This window comes from Photorhabdus africana, from assembly GCF_035181445.1.
GTDB lineage: Bacteria > Pseudomonadota > Gammaproteobacteria > Enterobacterales > Enterobacteriaceae > Photorhabdus > Photorhabdus laumondii.
Genome location: NZ_JAXBVE010000341.1, coordinates 1 through 223 on the forward strand (window position 1 = coordinate 1; position 223 = coordinate 223).

The window sequence follows — 223 nt, forward strand, 5'->3', positions numbered from 1 at the left end:
GGCGATAATATCGGTGTAACTTTGCTGTGTACTGTCCATGCCGTGCCCGTCAATCCGCACTTCCCCCTGATTGACATCAAACCCTTTCAACCGGCCCCGCTCCATCAGGGCCTGTCCGGTGGTGAGCGTGGTGCGATGCGCGTTAATGAACCCGCAACCGTTACAGGTGATGCCCGAAGGATTGGCAATAATCACCTCGGCTTTATGCCCGGCCACTTCAATC

General features: G+C 56.1%; 1 protein-coding gene. It reads right to left on the reverse strand.

What is annotated here, in order from left to right; all coding sequences use genetic code 11:
- A partial coding sequence (locus SLS51_RS24015) for a two-partner secretion domain-containing protein (RefSeq protein ID WP_323840946.1) occupies nt 1-223 on the reverse strand: 223 nt, incomplete at both ends.